At 58.8% G+C, this 23,832-nt stretch carries 25 protein-coding genes; 17 read left to right on the plus strand and 8 right to left on the minus strand.

Annotation, left to right across the window (positions count from 1 at the left end; translation table 11 throughout):
- Positions 1 to 241: 241 nt before the first annotated feature.
- The gene (grxC, locus tag IEX44_RS17205) at positions 242 to 523 is read left to right on the plus strand and encodes a glutaredoxin 3 (RefSeq protein ID WP_188696924.1); all 282 of its coding nucleotides are present in this window, start codon (positions 242 to 244) and stop codon (positions 521 to 523) included.
- A 98-nt stretch (positions 524 to 621) separates the two neighbouring features.
- Here the strand turns inward: grxC and IEX44_RS17210 are convergent, their stop codons facing one another.
- Positions 622 to 1,044 carry a hypothetical protein gene (locus IEX44_RS17210; protein ID WP_188696927.1) on the minus strand — a complete coding sequence of 141 codons (423 nt, stop codon included), beginning with the start codon at positions 1,042 to 1,044 and terminating at the stop codon, positions 622 to 624.
- A gap of 393 nt (positions 1,045 to 1,437) precedes the next feature.
- Between IEX44_RS17210 and secB the strand changes: the two genes are divergently transcribed.
- The 4 genes from secB to IEX44_RS17230 all read left to right on the plus strand — a co-directional run bounded on the left by secB (position 1,438) and on the right by IEX44_RS17230 (position 5,123).
- Positions 1,438 to 1,917, plus strand: a complete 480-nt coding sequence (gene secB / locus IEX44_RS17215; protein WP_188696930.1) for a protein-export chaperone SecB — start codon at positions 1,438 to 1,440, stop codon at positions 1,915 to 1,917.
- 10 nt (positions 1,918 to 1,927) lie between these two features.
- Positions 1,928 to 2,350: an SH3 domain-containing protein gene (locus IEX44_RS17220; protein ID WP_188696933.1), complete on the plus strand. Its 423-nt coding sequence runs from the start codon at positions 1,928 to 1,930 to the stop codon at positions 2,348 to 2,350.
- A complete protein-coding gene (locus IEX44_RS17225) occupies positions 2,347 to 3,339 on the plus strand; it encodes an NAD(P)H-dependent glycerol-3-phosphate dehydrogenase (RefSeq protein WP_188696936.1) in 993 nt (330 codons plus the stop codon). Before IEX44_RS17220 ends, IEX44_RS17225 begins: the two co-directional genes overlap by 4 nt.
- 164 nt (positions 3,340 to 3,503) lie before the next feature.
- Positions 3,504 to 5,123: an inorganic phosphate transporter gene (locus IEX44_RS17230; RefSeq protein WP_188696939.1), complete on the plus strand. Its 1,620-nt coding sequence runs from the start codon at positions 3,504 to 3,506 to the stop codon at positions 5,121 to 5,123.
- A gap of 61 nt (positions 5,124 to 5,184) precedes the next feature.
- On the opposite strand, the gene bioH is transcribed toward IEX44_RS17230, so the two are convergent.
- The 4 genes from bioH to IEX44_RS17250 are packed head-to-tail and all read right to left on the minus strand — an operon-like array spanning position 5,185 to position 8,177.
- Positions 5,185 to 5,952 carry a pimeloyl-ACP methyl ester esterase BioH gene (gene bioH, locus IEX44_RS17235; protein WP_188696942.1) on the minus strand — a complete coding sequence of 256 codons (768 nt, stop codon included), beginning with the start codon at positions 5,950 to 5,952 and terminating at the stop codon, positions 5,185 to 5,187.
- Positions 5,949 to 7,127: an 8-amino-7-oxononanoate synthase gene (bioF, locus tag IEX44_RS17240; protein WP_188696945.1), complete on the minus strand. Its 1,179-nt coding sequence runs from the start codon at positions 7,125 to 7,127 to the stop codon at positions 5,949 to 5,951. The genes bioH and bioF overlap by 4 nt, the downstream gene beginning before the upstream one ends.
- A gap of 10 nt (positions 7,128 to 7,137) precedes the next feature.
- Positions 7,138 to 7,449: an AzlD domain-containing protein gene (locus tag IEX44_RS17245; RefSeq protein WP_229679260.1), complete on the minus strand. Its 312-nt coding sequence runs from the start codon at positions 7,447 to 7,449 to the stop codon at positions 7,138 to 7,140.
- On the minus strand, positions 7,446 to 8,177 hold the full coding sequence (locus IEX44_RS17250; protein ID WP_229679262.1) for an AzlC family ABC transporter permease: 732 nt from the start codon (positions 8,175 to 8,177) through the stop codon (positions 7,446 to 7,448). Before IEX44_RS17250 ends, IEX44_RS17245 begins: the two co-directional genes overlap by 4 nt.
- A 117-nt stretch (positions 8,178 to 8,294) precedes the next feature.
- Here IEX44_RS17250 and IEX44_RS17255 point away from each other — a divergent pair, with 117 nt between their 5' ends.
- On the plus strand, positions 8,295 to 8,849 hold the full coding sequence (locus IEX44_RS17255; RefSeq protein ID WP_188696948.1) for a chorismate--pyruvate lyase family protein: 555 nt from the start codon (positions 8,295 to 8,297) through the stop codon (positions 8,847 to 8,849).
- A gap of 63 nt (positions 8,850 to 8,912) precedes the next feature.
- Here the strand turns inward: IEX44_RS17255 and IEX44_RS17260 are convergent, their stop codons facing one another.
- Positions 8,913 to 10,130 carry a beta propeller repeat protein gene (locus tag IEX44_RS17260; RefSeq protein WP_188696951.1) on the minus strand — a complete coding sequence of 406 codons (1,218 nt, stop codon included), beginning with the start codon at positions 10,128 to 10,130 and terminating at the stop codon, positions 8,913 to 8,915.
- A 228-nt stretch (positions 10,131 to 10,358) separates the two neighbouring features.
- Here IEX44_RS17260 and ubiA point away from each other — a divergent pair, with 228 nt between their 5' ends.
- From ubiA to IEX44_RS17315, 11 genes are all read left to right on the plus strand, one after another.
- Positions 10,359 to 11,234, plus strand: coding sequence for a 4-hydroxybenzoate octaprenyltransferase (gene ubiA, locus IEX44_RS17265; RefSeq protein WP_188696954.1), 876 nt, complete (start codon positions 10,359 to 10,361; stop codon positions 11,232 to 11,234).
- Position 11,235: 1 nt separating this feature from the next.
- Entirely contained in the window at positions 11,236 to 12,066 is an 831-nt protein-coding gene (locus tag IEX44_RS17270; RefSeq protein ID WP_188696957.1) for a hypothetical protein, read from the plus strand.
- Between the two features lie 80 nt (positions 12,067 to 12,146).
- On the plus strand, positions 12,147 to 12,878 hold the full coding sequence (locus IEX44_RS17275) for a YebC/PmpR family DNA-binding transcriptional regulator (RefSeq protein WP_188696960.1): 732 nt from the start codon (positions 12,147 to 12,149) through the stop codon (positions 12,876 to 12,878).
- A gap of 165 nt (positions 12,879 to 13,043) precedes the next feature.
- Complete coding sequence (locus tag IEX44_RS17280; protein ID WP_188696963.1) at positions 13,044 to 13,592, plus strand: YbhB/YbcL family Raf kinase inhibitor-like protein; 549 nt, start codon at positions 13,044 to 13,046, stop codon at positions 13,590 to 13,592.
- A 55-nt stretch (positions 13,593 to 13,647) separates the two neighbouring features.
- The gene (locus IEX44_RS17285) at positions 13,648 to 14,490 is read left to right on the plus strand and encodes a helix-turn-helix transcriptional regulator (protein WP_188696966.1); all 843 of its coding nucleotides are present in this window, start codon (positions 13,648 to 13,650) and stop codon (positions 14,488 to 14,490) included.
- 60 nt (positions 14,491 to 14,550) lie between these two features.
- On the plus strand, positions 14,551 to 16,374 hold the full coding sequence (locus IEX44_RS17290) for an adenylate/guanylate cyclase domain-containing protein (protein WP_188696968.1): 1,824 nt from the start codon (positions 14,551 to 14,553) through the stop codon (positions 16,372 to 16,374).
- Entirely contained in the window at positions 16,371 to 16,925 is a 555-nt protein-coding gene (locus IEX44_RS17295) for an SH3 domain-containing protein (protein ID WP_188696971.1), read from the plus strand. The genes IEX44_RS17290 and IEX44_RS17295 overlap by 4 nt, the downstream gene beginning before the upstream one ends.
- Complete coding sequence (locus IEX44_RS17300) at positions 16,922 to 17,827, plus strand: M48 family metalloprotease (RefSeq protein WP_188696974.1); 906 nt, start codon at positions 16,922 to 16,924, stop codon at positions 17,825 to 17,827. Before IEX44_RS17295 ends, IEX44_RS17300 begins: the two co-directional genes overlap by 4 nt.
- A 106-nt stretch (positions 17,828 to 17,933) precedes the next feature.
- Positions 17,934 to 18,470: a MarR family winged helix-turn-helix transcriptional regulator gene (locus IEX44_RS17305; protein WP_188696976.1), complete on the plus strand. Its 537-nt coding sequence runs from the start codon at positions 17,934 to 17,936 to the stop codon at positions 18,468 to 18,470.
- Positions 18,467 to 19,633: an MFS transporter gene (locus IEX44_RS17310; protein ID WP_188696979.1), complete on the plus strand. Its 1,167-nt coding sequence runs from the start codon at positions 18,467 to 18,469 to the stop codon at positions 19,631 to 19,633. Before IEX44_RS17305 ends, IEX44_RS17310 begins: the two co-directional genes overlap by 4 nt.
- 263 nt (positions 19,634 to 19,896) lie before the next feature.
- Positions 19,897 to 21,219 (plus strand): methyl-accepting chemotaxis protein, encoded by a 1,323-nt coding sequence (locus tag IEX44_RS17315; protein ID WP_229679264.1) that lies wholly within the window; start codon positions 19,897 to 19,899, stop codon positions 21,217 to 21,219.
- Between the two features lie 57 nt (positions 21,220 to 21,276).
- On the opposite strand, the gene IEX44_RS17320 is transcribed toward IEX44_RS17315, so the two are convergent.
- Complete coding sequence (locus tag IEX44_RS17320) at positions 21,277 to 22,659, minus strand: MFS transporter (RefSeq protein ID WP_188696982.1); 1,383 nt, start codon at positions 22,657 to 22,659, stop codon at positions 21,277 to 21,279.
- Between the two features lie 119 nt (positions 22,660 to 22,778).
- Positions 22,779 to 23,741 (minus strand): VTT domain-containing protein, encoded by a 963-nt coding sequence (locus IEX44_RS17325; RefSeq protein WP_188696984.1) that lies wholly within the window; start codon positions 23,739 to 23,741, stop codon positions 22,779 to 22,781.
- Positions 23,742 to 23,832: the final 91 nt, after the last annotated feature.

Here is a 23,832-nt window from a genome sequence, read left to right on the forward strand (position 1 = left end):
AGCGGAGAAACCGAACTATACGGACCATCCCCGCACCCGTCAACACCTTCCTGCAATATTCTTGACCCATTTGTGGCAAATGACTGATCTGTAAACGATTTTGATCGCAAATATATCAAGCCAGCTATTCACCCCCCTTGTTTCGATCTATTCCACCCTCATAATCGATCATGTACCTGGCCGTTTTGCGGTCCGTTTTCTGCGCTTTTTAGCGCTTGTATATATATAGGGTTAAGAGGCGATGCCCAAAGTCTTGATGTATAGCACCGGCGTGTGCCCGTATTGCATGATGGCCGAACGCCTGCTGAGCCAGCGTGGCGTGACCAGCATTGAAAAGATCCGCATTGATCAGGAAGCCGGTCGCAAGGAAGAGATGATGGCGCGTACCGGTCGCCGCACTGTGCCGCAGATTTTTATTGGCGACACACATGTTGGCGGGTTTGATGATCTGTCTGCGCTTGATCGCGCCGGTGGCCTGATGCCACTGTTGGCAGGCGAACCCAGCGCAACGACCAACAAGTAATCTGGCTGACCGCCCTTTCGCAAAACAAAACCCCACCATGGCGGGGTTTTGTTTTTAGTGCACGAATTACATATCTATATATGTATGCGTTCCTGCCATCACACGTGCCAGGAGCCCTTCACCCACACCCAGCCACCATGACCATTAAATTGCCACACCCAATGGCCTGGTACCCAATAGTGCCGGTTTGATGGCGGCGGCGGTACTTGTTCCACGATCACGACGGGCATGGGCGGCACTGCCTGCTGCACCCAGCGGCCATGAACCCAGAACCAGTCATTGCCTTCCCATTTCCAGTGGCCCGCAACCCAACCCCACTCCGGGCCCGGCGCAGTACCGCGATCTTCATGAACAGGCGTCGGCATTTTGCGTACGACTGGCTGGGCCACCACGGTTTCCTTGACGACGACTTTTTCATGCGTGGCACAGCCCGAGAATAACCCCGCGAGACAAGCCGCAGCCAACGTCAGCGCGCCAACGCGTACCGAGCCCATTGATGTATTCTTGCCCGACAACTTCATATTGCTACTCCTCATACTTCTGGATTTGTTGTATTTGCCCCTGATCGCCAGCTTTGCAGGCTGGCGTCGTGTAGCAATCAACGGGACGGGCAAGCCCCCGTTGACGCTACTGCACGATCGGGCAGGCGGGCGGTGATGTGGCTTACCTGAGCGGTATATAGAAAACCAGTGCCGACCTATGGATCAACCCGTTGTGCCATTGATCATGATGTTGGAAGGCAAAATACCTGCAGACCGGCGACCCGCATTTCACCCGGTGCACGTTGTGGCGTTTCGTGCGATGATTTCGCCCGCGGGTGCGCTCGCAAGTCAGTGCATGCAAGACATGTATTGTTTAACGATGAATATGAATGAGTCGCGCGACCCAAGCGCAATACCAAGGAAGGAATCGCGATGAGCGAACAGAATCAAGAAGCGAAGCAACCGGTCTTCGCAGTTCAGAAAGTCTACGTAAAAGATGTCTCCCTGGAGTCGCCCAACAGCCCGCAAAGCTTCATGGAGCAAGAACAGCCAGAGTTCTCGGTACAGTTCCGAAATTCGGCAACCAGTTTTGACAACGGCTTTTACGAAGCCTCGCTGACCGCTACCGTGCAAGCCAAGGTGGGTGAGCGCACTCTGTTCCTGGTTGAAGTCACTCAGGCGGGCCTGTTCAGCATCGAGAACATTCCGGCAGAAGAAATGGACCCGCTGCTGGGCATCGGTTGCCCGAGCATCCTGTTCCCGTACCTGCGTGAAGCGGTGTCTGATCTGACCACGCGCGCCGGTTACATGCCGTTCCTGCTGCAACCGATCAATTTTGAAGCCATCTATCTGCAACAGCGCGCCCAAGCCGCCGCCGCTGCTCAAAACGATGCAGACCAGACTACCCACTAAGGCGTTCTGGATGTCCGCACTGCTGGCCATGCTGGCTGGCAGTGCGGCGCACGCCCTCGATATCCGTTCGGTTTCCCGCCATGGCGTCGTGTTGTATCAGGCGCCGCAAGAATCCAGCAAAAAGCTTTTCGTCGTCAGCCGCGACACCCCCTTTGAAGTGCTGTCCGAGACGGACGCCTGGGTGCGTGTGCGCGATCGCGATGGCACGCTGGCATGGGTACATAAAGCCGACCTGTCCACCCGACATTTTGTTCAAGCCGTGAAGCCGCTGGATGTCCGTCAGCGCGCAGATCTGGATTCTCCCGTCCTGTTGCATGCCGACAAGGACGTTCTGCTGGAACTACTCGACAACAACCACGCTGGCTGGCTCAAGGTAAAACACCGTGATGGCGTAGTCGGGTACGTCCGGATTGAAGAGGTTTGGGGCGCATGAAGTTAGCTGTATTGGGCGCAGGTGCATGGGGCACCGCGCTGGCCATCCGTTTTGCCGAACAGCACCAGGTTGTATTGTGGTGCCGAGATTCCGAGCAGGCCGCCAGTATGGCTGCCACGCGTGGTAATCCGCGCTATCTGCCGGGTATCGCGTTTCCGGCCAATCTGAGTGTAGAAGCCGACTTTGCCAAAGCGGTGGCCGGTGCCGATCTCGTGCTGGTGGTGACACCTCTGGCGGGCTTGCGCCCGACGCTGAAGGCATTGCGCGCTCTGGATCACCGTGCACCGCTTTTGTGGGCATGCAAGGGCCTTGAAGCCGGCACAATGAAGTTTCCACATCAGGTGGCTGATGAGGAAATGCCGGCCGATGTACCGCGTGGCATGCTCTCAGGCCCCAGCTTTGCGCAGGAAGTGGCACGTGGCCAGCCCGCTGCGGTCACGATCGCCGCCAATGATCCGGAATTCGCCCGCCGCACCGTCAATGCATTGAACACCAGCGTGCTGCGTCTTTATGCCAGCGACGACCTGATTGGTGTCGAAATCGGTGCTGCAGTGAAGAACGTGCTGGCTATCGCCGCAGGCATTTGCGATGGTCTTAATCTGGGTTTGAATGCTCGTGCGGCCTTGCTGACACGTGGTCTGGTGGAAATGGCCCGTTTTGGCGCCGCAGTCGGTGCGCAGCAGGAAACCTTTATGGGGCTGGCCGGCATTGGCGATTTGTTGCTGACAGCAACGGGCGATCTCTCACGCAATCGGCGCGTCGGGTTGCTGCTGGCAGAAGGCCTCAATCTGGATGACGTGCTTGCCAATCTCGGTCACGTCGCCGAAGGCGTACCCGCAGCGCGTGAAGTACTCAAGCAAGCCCAGGCGCTGGGTGTCGATATGCCGATCACCGAAGGCGTGTGTCGCATCCTGTTCGATAATGCCAAAGTGCCGGACGTCATAAGTACTTTGATGGAACGCGCCCCCAGAATGGAAAACGGCCTGTAAGGCCGTTTTTTTTCGCCCTGACCTGGCCGCTTGCCGGCCGATCTTTAACAGGGATTTCTGATCTACAACACCAGCAGTCAGCCAAACAGGCATCATCACGAATCTGCAACAAATCGTGAGTAGGTTCATGGGGTTACGTTACCCCATCAACCCGGAGATTCGTCATGTCTGACGCCACGACCGCTGACTCTGCACTGTCCGCCAGCAGTAGCCGTCTACAGCTTGAGAAAAAGAACGGCCCTTTTGCCGCTGTATTGTTTCTGGTCCTGCTGGTAGCCGGCCTGGCATTTACGACGATCAGCCTGGTTAACGACATCGACACCAGCGCGTCTCAACAAACGGGCTGGCTGCCCTATGGCCTGCTGGGCCTGGCGTTGTTGATTGCCCTGGGTTTTGAGTTTGTGAACGGCTTTCATGACACCGCCAATGCCGTCGCTACGGTGATCTATACCAACACCTTGCCAGCAACCTTCGCCGTGGTCTGGTCCGGCTTTTTCAACTTTCTGGGCGTGTTGCTGTCCAGCGGCGCAGTGGCTTTCGGGATCATCTCCTTGTTGCCAGTCGAGTTGATTTTGCACGTGGGCAGCAATGCCGGCTTTGCCATGGTCTTCGCGCTGTTGCTGGCCTCGATTATCTGGAACCTGGGGACGTGGGCGCTGGGTCTGCCTGCTTCGAGCTCGCATACCTTGATTGGCTCGATCATCGGCGTGGGTCTGGCTAACCAGTTCATGGCGGCGGGCACTACCCATACCAGCGGCGTGGATTGGGGCCAGGCGCTGAATGTGGGCAAGTCACTGTTGCTCTCTCCGATCATCGGTTTTATCGCTGCAGCGCTGTTGCTGGTAGTGCTGAAGGCGTTGGTGAAAGTACCGGCGCTGTACAAAGAACCGAAGCCGGGCAAGGCCCCCCCATGGTGGATTCGCGGCTTGCTGGTGCTGACTTGTACGGGCGTGAGCTTTGCTCACGGTTCAAACGATGGCCAGAAAGGCATGGGCCTGATCATGTTGATCCTGATCGGTATCTTGCCAACGACCTATGCGCTGAATCGCGCCATGCCACAAAAAGATGTGCTGACATTCCAGGCTGTATCGCAACAGGCATCCCACACGCTTGCCAGATACGCCAACGGTCAGGCCCCGGCTGATTTTCGCGCCGATGTCGAACGCTACGTGCAATCTCACCAGATGCAACCGCAAACCGCGGCATCAGTTGCTGCTTTGTCTGATGCGGTATCTGAACAAATTGGTCATTACGACAACCTGCAGCAAGTGCCTCATGCCGTGATCCAGAACGTGCGCAATGACATGTATCTGAACTCTGAAGCACTGCGCATCATGCTCAAGGATGACCATAGCGGCCTGAATGAAGCGGACAAATCGGTCCTGGCCAACTATCGCAAGTCGCTCGATGGCGCGACCAAGTTCATCCCCACTTGGGTGAAAGTGGCAGTCGCCATTGCATTGGGTCTGGGTACGCTGGTGGGCTGGAAGCGCATTGTAGTGACCGTGGGTGAAAAAATTGGCAAAACACACCTGACCTACGCCCAGGGCGCCAGCGCTGAACTGGTCGCCATGGCAACAATTGGTGCTGCGGATGCCTATGGTCTGCCGGTCTCGACCACGCATGTGTTGTCATCCGGCATTGCCGGCACCATGGCAGCCAATAAATCCGGCCTGCAGATGTCAACCGTACGCAATCTGGTCATGGCCTGGGTACTGACGCTGCCTGTGGCGATGCTGCTGTCAGGCTCGCTGTATTGGGTGTTCAGCCAGTTCACGCATTGAGTGTTCTGCTCACGCCAACAAAAAACCCGGCCCTGGCCGGGTTTTTCATGTGCTGATCAGCTCAGACCGACTGCAAAAACGTCCGTTGCCTCGTCACAAACTCGTCCAGATGCGATAGGAATGGCACGTGCGCGGCGCCGCGATAGGCATGCAACTGTGCACCTTTGATGTTCTGTGCCAGCCATTCACCCGCCGCAAGCGGCGTCATGGCATCCCGATCACCAAAATGCAGCATTACCGGCAGATCCAGCCCACCGATTTCCGGTCGTAAATCTGTCTCCCGCAGGATATCCAGACCGCGTTGCAAGGCAGAAGCATCTGGCTCCCCGTTGCTGAAAAGATCATCGACCAGTTCTCGGGCAATGGCTCGTGCCTCACCGCCGCCCATGGTCTGGAGCGAGATAAACCGCTTGAGTGTCCCTTTCCAGTCACCCGCCAGATTGTCGGTAAACTGCTGCAAGACGGGCAAAGGCGTGGCCTGCGGCCAGTCTTCACGCTGGGCAAAACTGGGCGAGGACGCAACAAGGCTCAACGAGCGGATTTTCTCTGGTCGCTGCAGTGCCCAGCGTGTTGCAACTGCGCCCCCCAAAGACCAGCCCACCACGTGCACCGGAAATGGAAAAGTGGCATCGACCGCCGCAACCAGACCATCCAGCGTATAGGGGCTGATGGTCGCACTACTGCCGCACCCAGGCAGATCAACCAGGGCGCAACTGAAATCACCGGCCAACTGCTCGGCTGCGCGCTTGAATACCATGCGGTTCATGGCCCAGCCATGCAGAAAGACCACGCTGTCGCCGTGGCCGAGAGAATCGAAGTAAACGCTCAAGAAAAGCTCCGGGACGAATTCACGGTGGGTAACAGATCCAGCAGATCGTCAACCAGTTGACTGACGGCTGCGGTCTCGTGCGCGGCAGACAATGTAATACGCAGTCGCGGTGTAGGCACCGTGGGTGGACGGATAGCGGCAACCCAATGTCCACGCTGGCGCAGCGCCGCTGACAACCCCAGCGCCGCCTCACTGGATGGCATCTCCAGCGGCTGGATGGCAGTGCCGGATGGCATCAGTGCACATCCAGCGCCGGTCAGGCGCGCTCGCAGCAAAGCGATATGCGCCTGCAAACGTTCACGCCGCCAGGCTTCTTGGGCAATCACGTCCACGCTGGCACTCACCGCTTCGGCGATCAGCGCTGGCGCCGCCGTTGTGTAGATATACGGCCGCGCCATATTGATCAGATAGTCGATCACGATTTCTTCTGCTGCCACAAATGCGCCAGCTACGCCGGCGGCCTTGCCCAGGGTCGCCATATAAATAATCCGGGGAGAAGCCAGCGAGGCTGCCGCCATACTGCCCCGGCCTTCTCCCAGTACGCCAAAGCCATGGGCATCATCCATGAACAGCCAGGCATCGTAGCGCTCCGCCAGTGCCAGCAGACCCGCCAACGGTGCTGTGTCACCATCCATGCTGAATACGGCATCCACCACAATCAGCTTGCGCCGGGCCTCGGTCTGGGCCAGTTGGCGCTCCAGCATGGCAAGGTCGTTGTGGGCATAACGTTTGAACGTAGCCCGGGACAACAGACATGCGTCGTTGAGTGAGGCATGGTTAAGCTTGTCTGCGAATACGGCATCTTCACGGCCAATCAGCGCGGTAATTACCGCCAGGTTAGCCAGATAACCGGTCGCCAGGGTCAGGGCAGCCGGCTTGCCAACAAAGTTCGCCAGTTTGCGTTCGCACTCTTCATGCGCGCCTTGATGTCCGCAGACAAGGTGCGAAGCGCCACTCCCTACCCCCCAGCGCGATGCCCCCGCCTGAGCGGCAGCCACAATATGGGGATGCGCGGCAAGGCCAAGGTAATCGTTACTGCAGAAATTGGTCAGGGTGACACCGTCAACAATCACCGTGGGGCCTTGCGGCGTGGCCACTACGGGACGACGCCGGTATAGATGTGCAACACGGCGTTCGGCCAGGTCGGCTTCAAGTTGCTGGAACAGGTCTGTCATGCGTCTCTCGTCAGAACAACCATTGCCACACCCCAAACACGACCAGCCCGCCGCCAATACCCCAGAGCAGATGGCGCGTGCGCCAGACAATCAGCCCGGTAACGATCGCACCGATCAACTGCGCATTGCGCCAATCCAGCGCCAGGTGATCGTGCTGAAACAACACGGTCGGCACCACAATGGCCGTAAGGACCGCCGTGGGCACGTAGGCCAGGGCCTGTTTAAGCCGGTGCGGAATATGCCCCTTGCCCAGCCAGGTACTGACACGCACCGGGTAGGTCACGGCAGCCATGCCGACAATCAAAAGTACGATGGAGATCACGACGGTTTGCCCTCCGCCGAGGCCACCGCCATGCCGACGGCAATGCCTGCAAATGCCGCCGCCATGAGCCCGAGTTTATAAGGTAAACCGTTGGCCAATAGCGCGACCGCGCCTGCACTCAACGCGGCGGCGACTTGAGAGCGACTTTTCAAGAGTGGCACAACAATACCGACAAACGTGGCCACCATCGCAAACTCCAGTCCCCAGCCTGCAATGCCTGGCACGCTTTGGCCAATGGCGATACCTACCGCAGTCCAGAATTGCCAGTTGCTGTACATGGCGCTTGCAGAGCCCATGTAATAACTGCCGACGCGCACGGGCTCACCGCTGTCGACTTTGTGATAAACAATGGCAAAGGTTTCATCTGTCAGAAACCACGCCATGAAGGCACGCAAGGGTTTGGAAATCACCTGCACGTGTGGCATCAGTGTCGCGCTATAGAGCGCGTGACGCAGGTTGACGATGAAGGTCGTGGCGACGATGACCGGAATGGATGCTCCAGAGGCCAGCAGCGTGACCGCGACAAACTGGCTGGAACCACCAAACACCACTAACGACATCATCATGGTGGCCCACACCGGCAGGCCGGCAGTCGATGCAAGCGTGCCAAAGATGACGCCAAAAGGGGCCGCACCCACCAGCATGGGCAAGGTATCGCGCGCGCCTTGCCAGAATCCGGCGGCTGGCCCGGTGGCCGCAGCCGGTACAGAAGAAACGGTATTATCCATCGCCCCGATGATAAAACGGGAAGGTGCTGCTTGTATCGGTGCAGTTGATCCGGTCAGTTGCCCGAACAGTGCATATAATGGCGCACCGGAACGTTACCCCGAACCTGTCTCTGATCCATGCCTCACCAATCCCGTTGGCATCACCCGCTGTGCATCGCGCCACGCAAACTCAAGCCGTGGCTGACCGAACGTGGCTCACTCACTGCCCGTCTTGTTGCCCACTTCCCGCGTTTTTCCGTGCGCGTGCTGCGTCAAAATGCGCGCGCCGTCCATCACGATGAACTACGCACGTTACATATCCAGCGCCAACAAAAAGCCGTCACTCGCGATGTCCTTTTGATGAGTGGCGATACGCCGCTGGTCTACGCCCACAGCGTGGCCACACGTGCAGCGACGCGACGCGGCTTTCGCCGTTTGCGGGGTATCGGCAATCGTTCGCTGGGCTCAATGTTGTTTGCCGATCCGACCATCCGCCGCAGCCCGCTGGCGTGGCGACGGGTCGATAAACGTCATCCCTTGTGGCAACAGGCGCAGGCCGCTGCAGGTCCGATGCCGCGTGGTCTCTGGGCCAGACGATCACTCTTTGCGACCGGGCCTGATTTACTACTGGTGACGGAAGTGTTTCTGCCACCCGCGTTTGATGTGCCTTTCGGTCCGAATACAATCGGCTGACCACGAAAAAATATAAAAAAACCCCGGCCTTGCGCCGGGGTTTTATTTTATGCATGAAACAGATCAATACGACAGCGTATTGGTGCCACCCGTACCCAGCGCCAGCAAGCGGTAATAGAAAAAGCTGACCGAACGCAGATCAGAGGACGTCTGCGGGTTGGAGCCGGTCCATGCCGTCCCCGTCGTCGTGCCATTGAGCGCGATGCCCCCACCGCCAACCGCCACAAATTGCGAGCCATACACCACGGAATAAAGATTCTCCGAAGTATTGGAGGTTTGCGGGTACCACGTACCCGCATCTGCACTTTGCACGATCGTACCGTTGGCCCCGACGGCCACCCACAGGCTATTGCCAGTGGCAATGCTGTAGAGATCCTGGGTCGTGCCCGAGTTCAACGTCGTCCATTGCCAGCCGTCTGTACTGGACATCAACAAACCGCCCTGACCCACGGCATAGAAAGTGCTGTTGGTGCTGTCATAGGTGATGCCGTAGAAATTGCTGGATGTCGGTGCTGCTTGCAGTGTCCAGTCGTAGGCATTGGTCGAGGTCATTACCGTGCCGTTGTCACCCACAGCCACGTAGTACGAACCGTTCTGGGTGACGGCACGCAGATTGGCTGAGGTGATCGAACCTGATGTCTGTACCTTCCAGGTAACGCCATCCGGGCTGGTGACAATGGTGCCGTTGGCTCCCACCGCGACATACACAGCGGCCAGCGATGAGGTATAGGTGGCGGCGTAGAGGTCTTCCGTGGTCCCCGTGCTCTGTGGTGTCCAGGTCGCCCCGTCGCTACTGGTCAAGGCGGCGCCCCCAGCCCCCACGGCCACGTAGGTCCCCAGGTTAAAGGTCTGGCCATAGATATTGGCGGCGGCCATCGGCGCACCATTTGTCCAGGTATAGCCAGATGCCACCGGCACTACCGAAACTGCTGCTGTTGCAGGGCCGGCCTTGTCTGAACCCGTGTTGGCGTTCATCAGGTAGGAATACACCAGACCATTGGTCAGGCCTGTCGAGACGTACGGCGAGGTCACCCCGTCAATGAGGATGCTCCCCGGCTGCGACAACACGTTCTGTACCGTGACCGACGAGGACTGCGCCCCAAACAACCAGTAATTGACATTCAGTTCCTGGTTCCAGGTAATGATGGCTGCACCATCAGCGGGCTGGACTTTGAACCCCGACGGAGCAGGCTGGTTGGAGGACGTGGAGTCGCCCGAGTTGCAAGCAGCCAGCAAAGCGCAGGTACCGGCAATGGCTACCCAGTTGAAAAGCGTGTTCACGATGAACGGATTCCCTGTTTGTTGACTCCGGCAGTGCGGAATATTCTGGATTCTGTCTGCTGCGCCGACGTGGGCCGGGCCGGCTTTGTCGGGCAGCTTTGTCATTAACGTGCCATGAAGCGAGCGGATTACACGCCCGCTTGCGGCCAGGGAAGTTCTGTACGGCTTTTCAGCGCCCCGTGCTTTGCGGCACACTGCGCGCTTGCAATAACTGCTCGCTTGCGACCCATGAATACCACTGCCAAACCATCGCGCTTGTCGCTTTATCTGAAACTGACCCGCATGGACAAACCCATCGGCACGCTACTGCTGTTGTGGCCTACCCTGTGGGGCTTGTGGTTTGCCGGCGCGGGTCACCCGGACCCACTCGTGGCAGTCATCTTTGTGCTCGGCACATTCCTGATGCGCTCGGCAGGTTGTGTGATCAATGACTACGCCGACCGCGATTTCGACGGTCATGTTGAACGCACCAAAAACCGGCCAATGGCGGCTGGGCTGGTCAGCACCAAAGAGGCGTTGTGGCTTGCCACCATCCTGGCGTTGATCGCCTTCGCGCTGATCTTGCCGCTGAATGCGCTCACCAAATGGATGTCGATCCCGGCCGTGTTTGTCGCCGCCAGTTACCCTTTTACCAAGCGTTTTCTGGCCATTCCCCAAGCCTATCTGGGCATCGCCTTCGGCTTTGGTATTCCCATGGCCTTTGCCGCGCTTACCGACAGCTTGCCTGCACTCGCATGGCTATTGCTGTTGGCCAACGTGTTCTGGAGCGTCGCTTACGACACCGCTTATGCCATGACGGATCGCCCGGATGATCTGAAAATCGGGATTCGGACCTCCGCCATTACCTTTGGCCGGTTTGACGTCGCCGCCATCATGCTTTGCCACTTCGCTTTTCTGGCGCTGATGGCACTGGGTGGCTATCTGGCCGGACGTGGCATGGCCTATGCCGCAGGTCTGGCTGCCGCCCTGCTGCTGGTACTGTTTGACCAGTACCCGCGTATTCGCGGGCGCGAACGCCAACCCTGCTTTCAGGCTTTTCTGGCCAATAACCGGATCGGTGCCGTGATCTTTGCCGGTACGGTGCTCGACTACTGGCTGCACTAAGTTGCGCGCCGATCCACGACAAGTCGCCCTGACCTTGTCTGATCTGGAGTCTGGTACAGCCCGACAATGGTACTGGCTGGAGATCGCCGCACTCTATCCAGCCCAGGCGGCCTCGCGTACAAGCCAGTTTATCTGTGCCTTGTTGCGCCGTTTCGGCCCCTTGTTGTGCTGGGCGGCGTTGCTCAAAAGCAGCGTCGAAGGCACCGGTCTGTATGCCCCGCAAATGCAGTTGTTGCAAAGACGCACTCGCCAGGTCATGCAGGATGCCGCACTCTTTACCGCCATCACGCCCATGCTGCTGGCAGGTTTTGGGCGCCTGCCTGCCACGGTGGCGTTCACATTGTGGCTGGGCGTGTTCCTCGGGCCGATATGGCTGGCGCTCAATATCCTGCGCAAGACACCCGCTCCGATCACTCCGGATATCAACGGCACCGATGAATTACCCGACCTGGCCGGCCCGGAAGACGTCGTGGGCCTGCAAGCCATGCTGGTCGCCACCGGCATTGCACCGCGCCAGGCAGGGCAATTGATCAGCCGCCTGCACACGGAGCCCCTCACCGCCTTGCCCATGCTGGGTAGTCTGTTGCCTGATCTGTCCCCGCCGCCGCCCACGCGGCGCGAGTACATTTTGAACGCCATTCGGACCTGGCTGGCCGTGACGCTGCCAGCTGCCCTGGCTTCAGCCTATCTACCACTCGTGGGCACATTGGCGTTATGTGTGCTCTGGAGTGCCCTGACTGTGGCCAGGGCCGGGCGTCGCCGCGCCGCTCTGCTGGTGCTGGTCAGCGCGTTGCTCGCTTATGGGTTTGGACGACTCTCGCACTGGTTGTAAATACCAGTGACTCTCTTGTTTACGGCCGCTGTGCTAAAATCACGGGCTATTTTCTTTTACTGTTTTCAGGAATCCGTATCATGGCCGGCCATAGCAAATGGGCGAACATTCAACACCGTAAAGGCCGTCAGGACGCCAAGCGCGGCCAGGTCTTCACGCGCCTGATCAAGGAAATCACCGTTGCCGCCAAAATGGGCGGAGGCGATCTGAACATGAATCCACGCCTGCGCCTGGCCGTGGACAAGGGCCTTGCGGCCAACATGCCCAAAGACAACATCCAGCGCGCCATTGATCGTGGCACGGGCAATCTGGAAGGCGTTGATTACGTTGAAACCCGCTACGAGGGTTACGGTATCGGTGGCGCTGCCGTCATGGTGGACTGCCTGACCGATAACAAAACCCGTACTGTTGCAGATGTGCGTCACGCGTTCTCCAAGTACGGTGGCAACATGGGTACCGACGGTTGCGTGGCGTTCCAGTTCAAGCACTGTGGTTATCTGGTGTTCGCACCGGGTACCGATGAAGATGCCCTGATGGAAGCTGCGCTGGAAGCCGGTGCGGAAGACGTCATCACCAATGACGATGGCTCCATCGAAGTCATCACCCCGCCGTACGAATTCGTCGGCATTCGCGATACGCTTGAAGCTGCAGGTTTCAAGGCCGAAATGGGTGAAGTCACCATGAAGCCGCAAGGTGATACCGAATTGGTCGGCGACGACATCATGAAGATGCAAAAGCTGATCGATGCACTGGAAAGTCTGGACGACGTCCAGGACGTGTACACCACGGCCTTGATGGACGAAGAAGAATAAAAAAGCGTTCACACCTCACCAGCAAAACAAAAGCCCGTTCGCAGAACGGGCTTTTTTGTGCCATCGATTGATCGAATCAGCACCAAACTTGCCAATTACGGAACCGTAGTCTGGTGTACACATGGGCAAACTGGAAATACCCCGCAACGTTTCCAGGAGCCCAGCATGACCTCAAAAATTGCAGCATGCCTCATTGCCAGTGGTGTGTTTATCTCCGTCATCGCCATGGCTGACCCGTTTACCGTCACCAGTCCCGACCTGCAATCCGGCGTATTCAACAACAGCCAGATCGCAGGTGCTTTTGGTTGTCAGGGTGGCAATACCTCGCCCGCTGTGGCGTGGCATAACCCACCAGCGGGTACTAAAAGCTTTCTGGTGACCATGTATGACCCAGACGCGCCGACCGGCTCTGGCTTCTGGCATTGGGTGCTGGCTAATGTCCCGGCTAGCGCCAGCAATCTGGCGCGCGGCGCCGGTAATGAGGCCACGCTGTTGCCCGCTGGTGTCATGCAAATCAGCAATGACACCGGTAAGCCCGGTTACCTCGGCCCCTGCCCGCCCACCGGTGAGACACATCGTTATGTCATTACCGTCACCGCGTTGAATGTCGATAAACTGGCCGTTGAACCGGGCGTCACACCCGCCGTAGCCGGTTTCGTAGCGCATTTTCAAACGCTTGGTCAGGCCAGTTTCACCGCGCGGTACGGCCGCTGAGCAGAACGGCCCCGACCCGCGGCGGGGCCGTTTGCAACCTCACTCAAGACAACCTATGGAACGCACCATCACTACCCGCCCTGGCATTGGTGCCAGCGCACGAATCCTGCAATACGGCGGGCTGGAGATGGCGCGCGTGCCCATTGATATGGCCATGCTGATCCTGGTCACTGCGGGCAGCAAACTGATGCGCTGGGGCAACGAGGAACGGCTGATTGCGCAAGGCCAGGCCATCATGATTGCGCCGGGCCAGACCTTTGATGTCACCAACCGGCGGCCGCATGAAGGTGTCTATGAGTCAGTCTGGCTGGCTTGGGAGCCCGCCGTGGTAACACCCTATGCCGCAGCCATGGGAGAAGTCGCCGTCGCAGATGCCTGCGTTATTGCATGCCCTGACCCCGCCTTGCTGCAATCCATCGAACATGCCCGGTCGGCGCTGGCGGATGACGCCATGCCTGCGGCCATTGCAACCCACCGAATGCAGGAAGTGTTGCTCTGCCTGGCCGTGCACGGTGGGGTTCGCTTCAAACCAGAAGCCCCCGCCACGCTCACCCAACGTGTGCGCGCACTGATCAAGGCATCCCCTGCGGATGACTGGCGTGGGCCGGATCTGGCCGCACAACTGGCGATGAGCGAGGCTACACTACGACGCAAGCTGGCCGCTGAAGGCATGTCATTGTCGGATCTCCTGGTCGACGTACGCATGTCCCTGGCGTTGATCCAGCTGCAAAGCACTGATCACCCGGTCTCGCAGATTGCGCTGGACTCCGGTTACGAGTCGCAATCCCGTTTTGCTATCCGCTTTCGCAAACGCTTCGGTTTTGCGCCCAGTGAGGTGCGCGGACACCAGCGCAACCCGGCACAGCATCAGCAGGAAAATACTTTGCGTCAGGCCTGATTGGGTCAGTGCGCTGCGCATGATATAAATCTGCGCAAGATCACAACCTGCTCCCTATCCATGTGGCAACAACGCTTCGGTTTCTGGCCAGTTCTGCTGTTCATGCTGCTGTTGATTGCCGCAGACTACGGCGGCCTGCATCTCACCCGCGAGCTTGATCATGCCGTCAATGATCGTTTGCTGGCCAGACACGCCGGCACCCGCTCGCCGTCTTCCGATATTGTCCTCATTGATATTGACCAGAAAAGTCTGACCGCACTGGCAGATGAAGCCGGCGCCTGGCCGTGGCCGCGCGCGCTGCATGCAGAGATGCTCGACGCGCTGGCACGCCAGCAGCCCAAAGCCATCATCTTCGATCTGATGTTCAACGAGCCCGACACCTTCCGGGCCGACAGCGACAAATTGTTCCAGGACACCGCGCGCCAGCACGCCGGTTTACTGTATTTACCCAGTGTGCAGATGGCGGATGGCACGGGGCCGTTATTGCGTAATCTGCCGCCCTCGCTAGGGCTGCAGCGGGCCGCAAACGCCAATGCTAATGCCAGCCTGCCCCTGCTGTTGCCGTGGGTGTTGCCACAAGATACGTGGCGCGGCGGCTTGATCAATTTCCTTGCCGATACCGATGGCATTGGCCGGCGCTACCGGCTGGAACAGCACACCGAAGGCTGGCGAATTCCTTCACTGCCCGCACAACTGGCCACCGACCAGCATTGGCCGCTACCAGCCAGCAACACCATCACACTGAACTGGACTGCGCCGCACCCGCGCGTGAGTTACAGCGATGTCTATCTGGACTTCAACAGCGAGCATCCCAAGCGAGCCGCCAATGAATTCGCCAACAAGATCATCATCATCGGCACCGCTGCCCCGGGCCTGCAAGATTTGCGCCCGACCCCCCTTTCCGCGACCTGGCCTGGCGTGGAAATTCTGGCGACGGCCATCGACAATCTTGAGCATCAGGACTGGTTGCGGCAGCCACATCGCGCGGGCTTTGGGGTTTGGGCGTTTGTGCTATGCGCACTCCTGGTCACAGGTTTTGCCCGTGGCCTGAACACGCTGGGGCTGGGTGCCGGGCTGTTGATCGTGACCGTCGGGAGCCTCGCCGCTGGCTGGCTGGCATTGGGGCAACACTGGTTGCTGCCACTCTTTGCGCCGCTACTGTTTGCGTGGATGTGCTACGTCCTTTGTGCTTTGCAAGCCTGGCTGGCCGAGAAGCGCCGACGCGAGCGCACCATGCAGATGTTCGGGCGTTTTCTGGATCCGCGCGTCGCCAGTGCGCTGGTTGAGGGCGGTGATGTTGCAGCCAGCATGCAACCGCAAACCCGCAACATCACCGTGCTGTTTTCCGATATCCGGGGCTTTACCAGCCTCTCTGAAAGCCGCCCGCCCGAATACATTGTGGCGCTCTTGAACCAGTACTTTACCCGCCAGGTCGAAGTGGTCTTCAAGCACGGCGGTACGCTGGACAAGTTCATTGGCGATTGCATCATGGCCTTCTGGGGCGCCCCGGCAGATGACCCGGATCATGCACAGCACGCCGTCGCCGCCGCCATCGATATGGCCCGCGAACTGGAAGCTTTCCGCCAGACGCTCACGGATCTGGAGGTTGAATTCGATGTCGGCATCGGGATTCATACCGGACCGGCTGTGGTGGGCTTCATAGGCGCGCCATCGCGGCTCGATTACACCGTCATTGGCGATACGGTGAATCTGGCCAGTCGCATTGAAGGACAAACCAAAGGGATTGCGCGCGTGCTGGTTTCAGAAGCCACGCGCCAGGCCTGCGGCTCTGAGTGTGAGTTTGATTTTATTGATCACGGCCAGCACCAGGTAAAAGGTCGCGACAAACCCGTACAGTTGTTCGCCCCCATGGAAAAACAATGACAACACAACCGCACCTGTTACAACTGATCAAGCCACTGGCACTGGGCGTGACCCTTTGCCTGGCCCTGGCCGGTCATGCACTGGCTGAAAACGGCGTACTGATCCGTAAATCAGATCTCAAACAAAAACCGTTTCTGGATGCCGCCACGACCGGCAGCGCTGCCAGCGGCAGCACCGTAACCATCACTAGCCGCCAGGGCGCATGGTTGCAGGTGAAAGCGGCCAGCGGCCAAAGCGGCTGGGTAAAGCTTTTGAACGTACGCACGTCAACCGGGACAAGCGGCGGTACGGTCGGCGGCACGTTGGGCACTCTCGGCAAGGTCATTACAACTGGCTCATCCGGTACCACTGTTACCACGGGGGTGAAGGGTTTGACCAATGGGGAAGTGACATCGACCCACCCTGATCCGCAGCAGTTGTCCAGACTGAACAGCTTTGCCATCAGCAGTAGCCAGGCGGCACAAAGCGCCCGGAATGCCAATCTGAGCCATAAGAACAACGTACCGGATATCAGTCCGACCAGCGCGGCCACGCAAGGAGGCGACCAATGATCCCCCACACCTTGATGACCTTGACCCTGGGTGCGGCCTGCGCGATGCCTGTGCACGCGGCCAATCTGAACGACATTCTCAACCAGCTCAATAACAACCCGGATCTGGTCAACGCCATTGGCGGCACAGTCAAGAATCTGACCAACGCCAACCGCACCATCGGCCCGCAGGAAGAAGAAGAGATTGGAAACGGTCTGGCTTCCAACATGCTGGGCGCTGCACCGCTGGTGAACGATGCCAATTTGCAGCGCTATGTGAATGATGTTGGCGTCTGGGTGGCCAGCCAGAGCGGTGCCACTGGCATTCGCTGGCGCTTTGGCGTGATCGACACCAACACGATCAACAGTTTTGCCATGCCCGGTGGCGTGGTGTTCATTACCAAGGGGCTACTGGCGCAACTGCATAGTGAGGCCGAACTGGCGTGCGTGCTGGGGCACGAGTCAACCCATGTACTGCGCCATCATCACATCCGCGCCATCCAGTCGGCTGCGGGTAAGGATGCGTTGTCCAACGCGCTGCAAGGCGTGGTCGCCTACAAGGGTAATCAGCAGGCGCAACAGATTGGTGCCAACCTGGCTTCGGGGTTTTCTGAGGTCTATGTGCGTGGTCTGGACAAGAGCGATGAGTTCGAAGCCGACATCAACGGCATGGTGCTGTGCGCCCGCGCTGGCTATAACCCTTATGCGCTGCCCGCCGTGCTGCAGACGCTGGATGCGCTCAACCCGCAGGACGGTAATCTGCAAATGATGTTCAGCACTCACCCCAGCCCGCGGGCACGGCTGGACAAAATTGATCAGGTGGTCGGTGACCGGCTGGAGCCCTGGTCTGGCGGCACGGAAAACACCCTTCGCTTTGGCGCTGCTGCCGGGCGCTACACTACCTCCAACGCCTCCAGCCGCTGATCCGCCCATCAACCGTCTGTCCCGGCAGGCAGACGGTTTTTCTGTCCGTTGCGTCACTTCATATGCATGATGCATACATCAGTGTGCATCGGGTGACGAGGGCATCATGGCGCTTCCTGTTGAAAACCTGCTGGGTGTGCTGGCCTTGCATGTAATGGATGAACTGCAAGACCTACCGGCACCCGCGCCCTTGCATGGGCTCACTACCCGCGCCGCACTCAACGCAGTCCATGCTTACCCTGGCTGTTCAATCGAAACCCTGCGGGAGGTACTCGACCTGTGCCACCCTGCGGCCGTACGCGCTGTGGCAGGTCTGGTCGAGGCCGGCCTTGTACGCAAAGATGCGGGCCGTGACAAACGCACCGCCGCGCTCAATCTCACCGAAAACGGCAAGCTGGAACTCCACCGCATCATGCGGGCCCGGGATCATATGCTGTCGCGCGTGGTCGGCCGGCTTGATGTGCCGGAACAACACCAGCTGGAACAATTACTGATCAAGATGCTCTGGCATGAAACCCGCGACAGCCCGCATTCCATGCGCTTATGCCGCCTTTGCGATGATGGCCCGTGCCTGGCCGCAGGTTGCCCGGTGGAAAACCGCGCGGCAGACTTGCCCATTCCGCTTCGGGAAATCACCTCATGACCGCCGTAAATCGCGCCGACTGGCGTGCCATCATTGCCCTGACCAGTGTGTCCAGCCTGGCGCAGATCGGCCAGTTTGGTTTTGGCTTTATGGTGCTGCCACTGTGGCTGGCCGATCACGGCCTTGATCCGGCCCGCGCAGGTTTATTTGCGTCGTTGCAGTGGGTAGGCATGCTGGTGGGGCTTGTGGGGACGCCCTGGCTCAGTGCACGCATTGGCCCGCGCTACGCGGTACTGACCGGCTTGCTGGTCGGCTGCGCCGGGTTTGCACTCATGCCGTGGTCGCACTGGCCTGCCTGGTTATGGTCGGCCTTTTTGATCGGTGCGGGACTGGGGATGCGCTGGATCGCCAATGAATCCTGGCTGTATGGGCTCGTGCCGCCCGCCTGGAGCGGCCGGGTGGTCGGCGCGCATGAAACCTTGATCTCGTTGGCTGAAATCATTGCCCCGACCCTGACCCTGATGCTGGGCAGCAATGGCAATGCGCCGTTTGTGGCCGGGATTGTCATGAGCCTGATCGCGGCGTTACCGCTATGGCTGGCGCCACAGGCAGATCATCACGATGAAACCACCACCAAGGCCGCCACGCCAGGTCAGTTGCGCTTGCCGGTCGTACGCCTCGGACTGGCTACGGCGCTGGTCGGGGGCTGGTGTGCCGGTGCGCTGTACGGCTTGTTTCCGCAATTTGCTGCAGCCCATCAGTTTTCTGCCGCGCAAACCGCAACGTTGCTCACGATCCTCGGTGTAGGCGCCATGCTCTGGCAGATTCCCGTGGGCTGGCTGGCGGACCGGGCCGGGCTGGCTAGCGCGGTGCTGGCAGCCAGCGTGACGGCCTTGCTGGCCAGTGGTTTACTGCTGGCGGGTTCAACGTTGTTCATCGGCATCGGGGTATTTTTGCTGGGGGGTGTGAGCGCCGCTTTCCTGACGCTGGCGGTGTATGCCGCAGCAACCCGTCCGGCAGGGCAAATTGCCCGTGTTATGCGCTGGATTACCGTGAGCTATACAGGCGCTTCCATTCTCGGGCCGCTGGGTGCCGGTGTCGCCATGAAAACCATCAGTAGCGATGCGTTAATCTGGCAAGAAGCCGCGCTCACGCTCGTTCTGGCCGTGACCGCCCTTTTCTACGCCAGCCGCCGCCAGACCCCGGCAAACGCGCCCGCCTGAACAACATCCAACTGCTTTTGGCGCAGGTGGCTCATACCGGCCAGGTGCACTGCCTGTGCTCAGGAATGCAGCATCGGCACCCTGATATGGATATCAGATTGTCATTGCATTGCTGTCGCATATAGTAACCATTGGGCCGGTATAACCGGAGCGCCCTGAACCCTGGTTCTGGCGAACAATGTGTACACCTCGTACCCGGTGTCCTGGCCTGAGAGGCAGTCTTGATTGTCGCCCTGGAATGCCATTGAATCCGAGGAGATCGCATGTTTAATCAGCACATGAAGGGTCAGCTGTCACAGCAAGCCAGTTTGCTCAAACAACATGAAGCGTTCCTGAAAGCACTGGATCGCTCCATGGCCGTGATCGAATTCCTGCCTGATGGCACCGTCATTAACGCCAATGATAATTTTCTGAAAGTCACCGGATACGAACGGGGCGAGTTACAAGGCAAGCATCACCGGGTGTTATGTGACAGTTCCTATGCTGCTTCGCCCGAATATGCCGACTTCTGGCGGCGCCTTGCTGCTGGCGAATACTTCAGCGGCCATTACAAGCGCATCGCCAAAGATGGTCATCGCATCTGGCTGGAAGCCACCTACAACCCGATCTTTGATGACAACCGTCAGGTCATCAAGGTCATCAAGTTTGCGCAGGACATCACCCAGCAGATTGAGCATGATCTGGCCCAAGAGAACATGCTCAGCGCCATCGACCGTTCTATGGCGGTGATCGAGTTCAACATGGATGGCACCATCATCAATGCCAATGAGAACTTCCTCAAAGCTACGGGTTACCGGCTGGATGAAATCAAGGGGCAGCACCACCGCATGTTCTGCCAGCCGGATTACCGCAACAGCCCGGAGTACGCCGATTTCTGGCGTGCACTCAATCGCGGCCAGTTTATGACCGGTCAGTTCAAACGCATGAACAAACAAGGTGGCGAGTTATGGCTGGAAGCCACGTACAACCCCATTTTCGATAGTGATCACAAACCCTATAAAGTCGTGAAGTTTGCCAATGACATTACCCTGCGCATGGAGCAACAAGAAGCCGATGCGCAAAACGCGCGCCACGCGTATGAGATCTCTGAAGAGACCGATGCTGTCTCAGAGCAAGGCAAACAGGTGATCCAGAACGCGGCCCAGGAAATGCACGACATCGCCAGCAATGTTCAGTCAGCCTCCCGACTGATCGAAGACCTGGGTTCAAAATCCAGCCAGATCAGCAGCATTGTGAACACCATCAAGGAAATCGCCGATCAGACTAACTTGCTGGCCTTGAACGCAGCCATTGAAGCCGCCCGGGCCGGCGAACAAGGACGCGGGTTTGCGGTTGTAGCCGATGAAGTACGCAAACTGGCAGAACGTACCGGTGAATCGACCACCGAAATTGCCGGTATGACCAGCAAAATCCAGGAAGGCACACGTTCGGCCATCCAGAGTATGGAAGCGTGCGTCAATCAGGCGAACGATGGCGTGAACCTGGCCAATCAGGCAGGAGATGCGATCATCCGCATCAGTGAGGGCTCTAAACAGGTGGTCCGGGTAATCAGGGAATTTTCATCCGTCAAAACCGCACGCCTCTGAACCCCGTTAACCAATAAAAAGCCCCTCTGAGAGGGGCTTTTTTATTGCAGAACTGATTCAGGAGCGCTGCGCCATTTCCGCACCCGCATCATGGGGCAAGCGGCGAGTTACCGGGATCGACAAAATCGAGAAGAACCCGACCACCACAAACGCGGGCCAGAAGTCTGACTCCGTAATATGGACGTGCCCTTGCAGATGATTGGACAGTTGCAGCGTCATCCCCGCAATGATCACCCCAAGACCCAGCGACAATTGCTGGACCACACTGGCCAGGCTGGTGGCACGGCCCGCATCTTCACTGCGAATATCCGCGTAGACGATTGAGTTCAGGCAGGTGAACTGCAAGGACGGAAAGAACCCGCCCAATACGACAATAGCCAGGATCAGCCAGATGGGCATGGCCGACGTGAACAACCCGAACGACGCCAGCGCCAGCCCCGCAAGCAAGGCGTTGCCCATCAACACATTGCGAAACCCGTAGCGCTTGAGTACACGCGGCCCGATGCTCTTCATGAACAACGCGCCGAAAGCCGAAGCACAAGTGATCATGCCCGAGTGAAACGCACTCATCCCCATGCCTTCCTGCAGCGCCAGCGGCAGCAAAAAGGGCACAGACCCCAAACCAATGCGGAACAGCGAACCACCCAGCACGCTGGCGCGAAAGGTGGGAATCTGCAAAAAGCGCGGATCAAGCAGCGGACGGCTGGCCTGTGCAGCACCTTTGAAATACCACACCATGATCACCACCCCGACGATCGTCATGGCGACCGCCCAGCCAAGCGGGACCAGATGACTGCCCAGCAAGGCCAACCCCAGCATGGTGAGCGAACTACCCAGCGCAGAGGTGATAAAGCCGGGCACGTCCAGCGGGTCCTGGCTGTCTTCGCGAGTGTTGGTGATAAAGCGCCCAGCCAGATACAGCCCCAGCAGACTAACCGGGATGTTCACCAGAAAAATCCAGCGCCAGTGAAAATACGTAGTGATAAAACCACCGAGCGGCGGCCCGATCACCGGGCCGAACAGCGCTGGCATGGTCAGGTAACCAATGGCTTTCACCAGATCCGCCCGTGGCACGGCCCGAAAAATGATGATACGCCCGACCGGAACCATCATCGCGCCGCCCATGCCTTGCAAAAACCGCGCGCCGACAAAAGCGGCCAGCGAACTGGACACCGCACACAACAGGGAGCCGGCCATGAAAATGCCAATGGCTGTACGGAACACCGTACGTGCGCCAAAGCGGTCTGCCACCCAGCCACATACCGGGATGAACACACCCAGGCCGACCACATAAGCGGTCAGCGCAAGTTTGAGCGTAATGGGGTTCTGGCCGAGGTCTCGCGCCAGGACGGGGAGCGAGGTGGAAATCACCGTGGCATCCATGTTTTCCATGAATAGCGCACAGGCAACAATCAGCGGAATAATAAACGGGCGGGACATGCGTGAAACCGGAGGCACCACCTTGTAAGTGGTGTCCCGCATTGTACCGATCGAACTGATATTTCAGCGTAACAGGCTGTAAGCAGACAACCAGGGCACAGCGCTGTGGCGACGCGCGTTCAGGTCGTGGCAGGCGTGGCCGGGTGCAAGAGTTCTGGTAGCTCGGCCTCGAACCAGGCTTCCAGTCCACCAGCCAGCGGCAGCGTGCGCGTCCAGCCCATACCTCGCAGTTCACGGGCGGCAGCGACCGCAGTGACATCGTTTGGACAGCTGCAATAAACCACAATGTCTCGATCCGGCAGCAAGATGGATGCCGCTGTGCCGATCTCTCTCAGAGAAATCGTATAAGCACCGGGCAAAGTCCGCGGATCAAGCAGGCGGCCTTCGGCCGAACGCACGTCGATGATCACTGGATCACGCCCGGCGGCCAGATCAGCCCGCAGTTGCTCAACAGAAATGCGCGGCATGTTGTCTGATTGTTCGGCGGCACGGCGACGGCGGATCACCCGGCCAACCAGATAAATCACCACCAGTGCGGCCAGCGACCAGACCGCGCCTTCGCCCAGCTGGGCCAGAACGCTCAGGACCAGATCAAGCTCATCGCTGAACAACGCGCCAAGGCCAAGGAACACCACCGACCAGAACAGCGACGCAGCGATATTCCATTTGAGGAAAGAAAACCAGGACCAACCCAGCGCGCCCGCCAGCGGTGGTGCTACCGCAGAGATACCGGGGACAAACTTGGCAGCGAACAGCGAAATACCGCCCCATTTAACAAAGAGGGTTTCGCTCTGCCGCACACAGACATCCGCCGAGAGGGAGACTTTACAGATCACACCCAGCACGCGACGTCCCAGGCGGCGTCCTGCGATAAACCAGACCATGTCGCCCATTGCACCGCCCAGGGTCGCGGCCAGCAACAGCGCCAGCGCGAACTCCCCGGACGCCACAGACAGGGCGCCCACCATCACCAGCAAGGGCGAAGCGGGCAGGGGCAAGCCGGCGCGCGAGACCAGCGTCACCAGAAACGTCAGCGGCAAAGCGTAGTGCTGGGTCAGACCCAGCAAAAGATGCAAATCCATGTTTGGCACAGTGGGTGTTGGCGCGACGGGCACGCACAGGGTTTTAGCGTCGATTATTCAGGGAATTGAGGGTGAAAAGACGCGATGCAAG

Source organism: Silvimonas amylolytica, from assembly GCF_014645555.1.
GTDB lineage: Bacteria > Pseudomonadota > Gammaproteobacteria > Burkholderiales > Chitinibacteraceae > Silvimonas > Silvimonas amylolytica.

Bases quoted from the DNA above. Each gene is read 5' to 3' on its own strand.
- bioF (WP_188696945.1), bottom strand. From the start codon at position 7,127: ATGACAGACCTGTTCCAGCAACTTGAAGCCGACCTGGCCGAACGCCGT.
- IEX44_RS17305 (WP_188696976.1), top strand. From the start codon at position 17,934: ATGGCGCTTCCTGTTGAAAACCTGCTGGGTGTGCTGGCCTTGCATGTA.
- IEX44_RS17255 (WP_188696948.1), top strand. From the start codon at position 8,295: ATGCCTCACCAATCCCGTTGGCATCACCCGCTGTGCATCGCGCCACGC.
- IEX44_RS17320 (WP_188696982.1), bottom strand. From the start codon at position 22,659: ATGTCCCGCCCGTTTATTATTCCGCTGATTGTTGCCTGTGCGCTATTC.
- grxC (WP_188696924.1), top strand. From the start codon at position 242: ATGCCCAAAGTCTTGATGTATAGCACCGGCGTGTGCCCGTATTGCATG.
- IEX44_RS17310 (WP_188696979.1), top strand. From the start codon at position 18,467: ATGACCGCCGTAAATCGCGCCGACTGGCGTGCCATCATTGCCCTGACC.
- IEX44_RS17230 (WP_188696939.1), top strand. From the start codon at position 3,504: ATGTCTGACGCCACGACCGCTGACTCTGCACTGTCCGCCAGCAGTAGC.
- IEX44_RS17300 (WP_188696974.1), top strand. From the start codon at position 16,922: ATGATCCCCCACACCTTGATGACCTTGACCCTGGGTGCGGCCTGCGCG.
- IEX44_RS17295 (WP_188696971.1), top strand. From the start codon at position 16,371: ATGACAACACAACCGCACCTGTTACAACTGATCAAGCCACTGGCACTG.
- IEX44_RS17285 (WP_188696966.1), top strand. From the start codon at position 13,648: ATGGAACGCACCATCACTACCCGCCCTGGCATTGGTGCCAGCGCACGA.
- IEX44_RS17275 (WP_188696960.1), top strand. From the start codon at position 12,147: ATGGCCGGCCATAGCAAATGGGCGAACATTCAACACCGTAAAGGCCGT.
- IEX44_RS17220 (WP_188696933.1), top strand. From the start codon at position 1,928: ATGTCCGCACTGCTGGCCATGCTGGCTGGCAGTGCGGCGCACGCCCTC.
- IEX44_RS17290 (WP_188696968.1), top strand. From the start codon at position 14,551: ATGTGGCAACAACGCTTCGGTTTCTGGCCAGTTCTGCTGTTCATGCTG.
- IEX44_RS17325 (WP_188696984.1), bottom strand. From the start codon at position 23,741: ATGGATTTGCATCTTTTGCTGGGTCTGACCCAGCACTACGCTTTGCCG.
- secB (WP_188696930.1), top strand. From the start codon at position 1,438: ATGAGCGAACAGAATCAAGAAGCGAAGCAACCGGTCTTCGCAGTTCAG.
- IEX44_RS17210 (WP_188696927.1), bottom strand. From the start codon at position 1,044: ATGAAGTTGTCGGGCAAGAATACATCAATGGGCTCGGTACGCGTTGGC.
- IEX44_RS17225 (WP_188696936.1), top strand. From the start codon at position 2,347: ATGAAGTTAGCTGTATTGGGCGCAGGTGCATGGGGCACCGCGCTGGCC.
- IEX44_RS17280 (WP_188696963.1), top strand. From the start codon at position 13,044: ATGACCTCAAAAATTGCAGCATGCCTCATTGCCAGTGGTGTGTTTATC.
- IEX44_RS17250 (WP_229679262.1), bottom strand. From the start codon at position 8,177: ATGGATAATACCGTTTCTTCTGTACCGGCTGCGGCCACCGGGCCAGCC.
- ubiA (WP_188696954.1), top strand. From the start codon at position 10,359: ATGAATACCACTGCCAAACCATCGCGCTTGTCGCTTTATCTGAAACTG.
- IEX44_RS17315 (WP_229679264.1), top strand. From the start codon at position 19,897: ATGTTTAATCAGCACATGAAGGGTCAGCTGTCACAGCAAGCCAGTTTG.